This is a genomic window from Zooshikella harenae (genome assembly GCF_018837975.1).
Lineage (GTDB): Bacteria > Pseudomonadota > Gammaproteobacteria > Pseudomonadales > Zooshikellaceae > Zooshikella > Zooshikella harenae.
The window spans coordinates 1-5,175 of sequence record NZ_JAGSOY010000136.1; the positions used below are offsets into that span (position 1 = coordinate 1).

Here is a 5,175-nt window from a genome sequence, read left to right on the forward strand (position 1 = left end):
GGTTTCAACATACCTTCTAGGCTAGTTAAAGGCCACTGCTCTTTAGTTTCTTTGAGTACGATGATGCGCATTCTTTCGGCACGGAAAGGTACACTGTACCAAGCAAACTTTGCACGTTTAGCATTATAAGAAGCTGGCGCAAGCACATCGAGTTTACCCTGCTCAATCTCATGCATTGAGCGGTTCCATGGTTGGCTACGCTACTCTATCGGACAATCCAATTGATTACTGACATGGTTAAGAATTGTTACATCAAACCCAGCAGGATCAAGACCACCATCAGGGTCTTTGTGCATATAAGGTGGGAGGTGAATCCACGATGAGGTTAATGTTGGTGGCCATACCCATGGTGGATAGGGTGACAAGCAGCAATAACAATAAACGTATTAGAATAAGCGTTTGATATTTTTTCACAAGTAATAGTTTTAAGTTATGCTAATACCCATATAGGGTAGCACATGTTATTTGTAGTCTTCGTGTTATCGCATGACAAGTGCTATGGTGCTTTCACTATAAGTATTTATTGAAGTATACATATTCTTTGGGTATATACTAAAGTCTAATACTAAAAAGCATAATTTTAATGTAAATTATTCGCAACAAAAAAATACCTAATTAAAACTATACATAAGACAATACTGGAAGTATCGTTTTGTTATAGGGAGTTTGAGTCTGGAGCTCTTAGAAATGGCTATCAACAAAGTTCAATTTCAAAAAGATCTCAGTTTGAAAAGTCATTGAAAACTACGGGGCGAAAGAGTAGGTCTTCCCAATATGATATGAATTTCAATGATTTGAAGATTTTTAATACAAAAAAGTGGGTTGTTAATGGATTTTTTTGAATTTAATTAATTTTCTTTATAAATGGATGTTGTGTTCGTTATTATTTGTCTTATAGCATTACTTTGTTAGTGATTTTTTATTGATCAATTAAAATATGATAATATTTTGAGTTTCTAAGTAAAGATAAAGAGAATTTGATTGTAAAATGTTGTCAGTAAATACCTCATGTATTTGTTACAATTTCTTGGTGTATGTTAAAGAGATTAATAATAGATCTTATAGTAATTTAGTGGTTATTATAAGATCTATCTCAATACTTATCTATATGGACAGAATAATCTATATTGGTGAGCGTTAAGGATTAACCAATTATAAACGTAAAATTGTAATTAAGATCGGTAAATACTACATCATTTAAGGCTGGCTCATTCAAGATAAAGTAGGAATGAGTTGGTGCCTGGCTATATAAATCATGAATAAACAAAATGAAAGCTGTTCGTGAAAAGGTATATTTAACGAACTAGGAGAGCTATTGCTGTTGCCCCTTATTATTCCATATATAGTCATTATTTGTTATCACTTTTGAAAAGTTATTATTATGTTGCAAAAATATAAACAGGAAAATAGTAGTTGTGAGGGAACATATTATCGATTAGTAGATTACGTTGATAATATCCCTTTTAAATCATCTTTTTTTGTCGTTAAACCAGGATTTATTTCTCGTTTAGATCAACATAGTGCAAAAGAAGTTTGGATGGTTAAACAGGGGAAAGGTATACTAGAATACGATGGTCAGTTATTTTCATTGAAAGCTGGAGATACTTATTATTTTTCTTCAAATATTACTCACCAAGTTCGCAATACAGGTACAATTGATATAGAAATCTTTTCAACATGGTGGGATTAATATGGAAAAAATAATTATTGTCTGTAGTAGACCAACACCTAATGGGCCATTACATTTGGGGCATCTTTCTGGGCCCTATTTAAGGGCGGATATATTAAAGCGTGCTTTAATACAGCAAGGTCACAGCGTATGCTTGGTCACGGGGGTAGATGCGTTTGAAACATATATACAAGGTACCTGCGAAGAAAAAGGCATACCTTGTAAAGATCTTGTTAATGAAAATAGCAAAAAAATTTTAAGTGACTTGTTATCAGCTAAAATTTCCATTGATGGCTTTTATGATGTAAGTAATAATTTGGATTTGTTTTCTGATATTTGTAGCGACTTTTTTGGCCAAATTAGAGGTGTTGAAGAAAAAGATATCTCAATTTTAAGGGAGCGTGATAGCAAAAGACTGGTTGTAGGCTATTGGTTGGAAGGGCTGTGTCCATCATGTGATAGTAATATGGGTAGTTTTTATTGTGAGAGTTGTGGTAGTTTGATTCTTCCTGATAAAGTAAAAGAGCCTAGTTCAAAATTAGGTAGAAGTTTAGAGCATTTTGATACGAAATGGTTATTTTGTGCACCCGAAAATGATAATCTCACTCTTGTTTTAAATAAAATAAAAAAGAAGTATCCTGGTATATTGTCTTCGATTAATGATGATTTTTTAGATCATACGTCATCGGATTTTCTTCTTGGTTATCCACAAGACTGGGGGGTTAGTATTGATAGTAAACACTCTTGCTTTTCAGCGGCATCAATATTGCCTTATTCAAATTATTTTGCAACGATGGCTGGCTACCAAGATAGTTTTAATAAAGATGCAGATACTAAAACGATTGCTTTTTTTGGTAAAGATGCTGTAACTCAATATGTCTACGGTTGCGAGCTTTTAAGTCATATGTCAAAGGACTACAAAGGCTTTGACTATTGTTATATGAACGACTTCTTATTACTTGAAGGCAATAAATTTTCTACTAGTAGAAATCATGCTGTATGGATTTCTGAGTCTTTACAGGGTAATGAATTTCAGGGAGATGGAATAAGATGGTTTTTAAGTCAGTTTGAAATGGAAAAACATGGTAATAATTTTATTTTCGAAGACTATAAAAAATTTGAAGATAAAACATTATCATCAGTTTTGTCAGTGCTAGAGAATTTTGAATGCTTGAAAAGGTGTAGTGATCTAAAACCTGAGATTAGACAACATATCAAGTGTTTCTTTCAGTCCTTAATGATAGAAAGAAATACTTATTTGTCTCTAGATAACTTTCAAGTTCACAATGCAGTAAAAGTATTAGAAAATAGTGTCGAGTTTTTGAATACACTAGAAGTTAATGCACGAAAGGAATGGTGTTGGTGGTTCAGCGAGTTGTCAGAGCCTTTTATCCCTAGCATTGCTCAATATATTTCATCAAATTTAAAAAGGGAGGTGGTGAGTGTCTAAAATGATGCGTGATTGTATACTGTATTTAGGCTGCTATTTTATGGCAGCAGCTTATGGTTCAATTTACCTTTTACTTAAGTACACTCAGACTGAGTTGTCAGGTAATGAAATTGATTTTGGGTATTTTTTAGCTATAAGCGGAGTTGTTACTATTCTTTTAGTTGGTTTCTCTGGTATTTTGGCAAAAAAATATGGGGCGCATAAAGTGGCTGCTTTAGGTGCATTATCATGTGCTTTAGGTTTTTTAGGGTTGTATTCAATTTCAAGTATAAGTTTGGTATATTATTTTATTGCAATTTTAATCGGCTTTGGTTGGAGCTTTTATTATTCCGCATCGCCAATGTTTAGCTTAAGCCCGGTGATCAAAGAAAATGAAAAGGGTAAGTATATCAGTTTGATTTCTGTTTGTGTGGTGGCTGGCACAGCTACATTACCTGTTTTGTATGACATTTTTTCAGATTTTATATTGTTGGAGAATGTTTTTCAAATTGCCATTTTGTTCTCATTTGTTAGTATAGTAGCCTTTCTTAAGTTAGGTAAATTATTTCAAATAGAAGCCAGCTTAAGTGAAAAGATATCGATTAATGGAATAAACCTTAAAATTACTAAAACAGAAGCTATGTTTCCATTTGTTATGGTCTTTCTAGGAGCTTGTGTTTTTTCTACTATGATGAATTTTCAGACGGAATATGCTGAAAATAGAAGTTTAAACTTTTCTTTGTTTTATTTTTCTTATTCTTTGTCTGTGGTTTTGTGCCGAATAGTTTTGGGGGGAGTGTTGACAAGTAAAAATCCATTAAGCCCTATGCCTTACCTGCTTTGTCTTATGTTATTTGGTTTATTAATAATGATTTTTAATGATTCAAATAGCATTTTATATTTTGTGAGTGCAGTGTGTTTAGGTACATCGTATGGGCTGGCCTATCCACTAATAAAAACATATGCCGTCAAGGTGTCTAGTGAAAATGATAGGCATGATGTTCTTTCATTTTTTACATTGAGTTACTTTATTGGTGTTTATTTTTATCCAATGGTTGCAGGCTACATTTTGTCGAAGTTTGGCGATATCGGGTATTTATTAAGTCTTTGTATGGCTGTATTTGTTTATTTGTTGCTAGTTTTTTCTAGGTTATCATTTTCAAGAAAATGGTTTGTCGAAACAGCTAAAAGTATCTAAATATAAAGGGGGTTAAGATGGAACAACAGTATGATTTGTTAGGAGTAGGTGCAGGAATATTCAATTTAAGTTTAGCTGCACTTTTGTCTGAGAATAAAGGTGTTACGAGTCACTTTTTGGATAAGAATACAGATTTAGAATGGTATCCTGGGCTTATGCTTAATAATGCTAAAATGCAGACTTGTTGCATCAAGGATCTCGTTAGTTTGGCTGATCCAACCAATCAGTATTCTTTCTTAAATTATTTATCATCAAAAAATCGTTTGTTTCAGTTCTTGAATAGAAGTTCTTTCATTATTTCACGAAAAGAATTTTTCGATTATGCTCAGTGGGTTTCAAACAGGCTATCTAATATTAGTCGCGGGATATCAGTTGAAAAAATTTATTACGCGAATGGTCTGTTCGAGGTGACAACCGACAAGCAGTCTTATTATGCAAAAAATATATCCATTTCTATAGGCAGAAATAGGTTTTTACCTGAGTCTGCAAAAGCGTTAGAAGGTGATAAGGTATTTCATGGTTTAGATTATTTATTCAAAAAAAATAAAATATCAAATGCTAAGCGAATAGTTATTGTTGGCGGTGGGCAGACGGCTTCAGAAATTTTATTGGATATAATGGACTCTTTTCCCAGAGTAGAGGAAATTACATGGATTTCTAGAAGAAACAATTTTTTGCCACTAGATGATAGCCCATTTGTTAATGATTACTATATTCCTAGCTATGTTGATTATTTTTCTTCTTTAGATGATGACTTGAAAAGAGTCAAGCATAAAGAGCAACGTTTAACTAGCGATGGTATCAGCTTGGATACTTTAACTGAGTTGTATGAAAAAATTTATGAAAATAAATTTATTAGAAAAGATTCAAAGTTGAATG

Annotated in this window: 4 protein-coding genes; all 4 read left to right on the top strand. The window is 32.7% G+C overall.

The features are described 5' to 3' along the window. Positions 1 to 1,381: 1,381 nt before the first annotated feature. Complete coding sequence (locus KCG35_RS23505) at positions 1,382 to 1,690, top strand: cupin domain-containing protein (protein ID WP_215822293.1); 309 nt, start codon at positions 1,382 to 1,384, stop codon at positions 1,688 to 1,690. A gap of 1 nt (position 1,691) precedes the next feature. Continuing rightward, positions 1,692 to 3,119 (top strand): class I tRNA ligase family protein, encoded by a 1,428-nt coding sequence (locus KCG35_RS23510; protein WP_215822294.1) that lies wholly within the window; start codon positions 1,692 to 1,694, stop codon positions 3,117 to 3,119. 1 nt (position 3,120) lies between these two features. Beyond that, on the top strand, positions 3,121 to 4,296 hold the full coding sequence (locus tag KCG35_RS23515) for an MFS transporter (protein WP_230409342.1): 1,176 nt from the start codon (positions 3,121 to 3,123) through the stop codon (positions 4,294 to 4,296). A 17-nt stretch (positions 4,297 to 4,313) separates the two neighbouring features. Then, positions 4,314 to 5,175, top strand: an 862-nt coding sequence (locus KCG35_RS23520) for a SidA/IucD/PvdA family monooxygenase (RefSeq protein WP_215822296.1), incomplete at its 3' end; no start/stop codon positions are given.